General features: G+C 65.7%; 1 protein-coding gene and 1 pseudogene. Both read left to right on the top strand.

Translation table 11 applies throughout. The annotated features are described in order from the left end of the window. A pseudogene (locus FB157_RS46985) lies at positions 1 to 495 on the top strand (DUF3459 domain-containing protein); the annotation flags it as partial. Continuing rightward, on the top strand, positions 492 to 1,267 hold a 776-nt coding region (locus FB157_RS46980), incomplete at its 3' end, for an alpha-amylase family glycosyl hydrolase (protein ID WP_261387077.1). The pseudogene FB157_RS46985 and the gene FB157_RS46980, both read left to right, overlap by 4 nt.

Here is a 1,267-nt window from a genome sequence, read left to right as displayed (position 1 = left end):
AGCGGCTACGAACTGTGCGAGAACACCCCGCTCAGGGCCGGCAGCGAGGAGTACCTGGACTCCGAGAAGTACCAGCTCAAACCCCGCGACTGGGAGGCCGCCGCACGCGAGGGCCGCACCCTCGCCCCCCTCATCACCCGGCTCAACGACATCAGGCGCCGCAGTCCCGCTCTGCGGCAGCTGCGCGATCTCCACTTCCACCACGTCGACAAGGACGAGGTGATCGCCTACTCGAAGCGGAGCGGATCGAACACGGTTCTGGTGGTCGCCAACCTCGACCCCCACCACACCCAGGAGGCAACGGTCTCGTTGGACATGCCGCAACTCGGCCTGGAATGGCACGAGTCGGTGCCGGTGCGCGACGAGCTCACCGGCGAGACCTATCACTGGGGCAGGGCCAACTATGTGCGACTCGAACCGGGCCACAGGCCCGCGCATGTCTTCTCGGTTCTGCGACCGTCCACCCCGCAGATCGGAGGGTCACCCACCATATGATCGTCAACGAGCCCGTCCCGGACACGTTCGAGGACACTCCCGCCAAGGACCGGGACCCGGAGTGGTTCAAACGCGCCGTCTTCTACGAGGTACTCGTCCGCTCCTTCCAGGACAGCAACGGCGACGGCGTCGGTGACCTCAAGGGCCTGACCGCCAAGCTCGACTACCTGCAGTGGCTCGGCGTCGACTGCCTCTGGCTGCCGCCCTTCTTCAAGTCACCCCTGCGGGACGGCGGTTACGACGTCTCCGACTACACCGCCGTACTCCCCGAATTCGGTGACCTGGCCGACTTCGTGGAGTTCGTCGACGCCGCCCACCAGCGCGGCATGCGCGTCATCATCGACTTCGTCATGAACCACACCAGCGACCAGCACCCGTGGTTCCAGGAGTCCAGGCGGGATCCGGACGGTCCGTACGGCGACTACTACGTCTGGGCCGACGACGACAAGCAGTTCCAGGACGCCCGGATCATCTTCGTCGACACCGAGGCCTCCAACTGGACGTACGACCCCGTACGCAAGCAGTACTACTGGCACCGCTTCTTCTCGCACCAGCCGGACCTCAACTACGAGAACCCGGCGGTGCAGGAGGAGATGATCTCCGCGCTGAAGTTCTGGCTGGACCTCGGCATCGACGGGTTCCGCCTGGACGCCGTGCCGTACCTGTACCAGCAGGAGGGCACGAACTGCGAGAACCTGCCGGCGACCCACGAGTTCCTGAGGCGGGTGCGCAAGGAGATCGACGCCCAGTACCCCGACACCGTCCTGCTCGC

This window comes from Streptomyces sp. BK340, assembly GCF_007827595.1.
Taxonomy (GTDB): Bacteria; Actinomycetota; Actinomycetes; order Streptomycetales; family Streptomycetaceae; genus Streptomyces.
The sequence above is the reverse complement of the archived record's forward strand: the minus strand, read 5'-3'. Positions and strand labels throughout refer to the sequence as shown.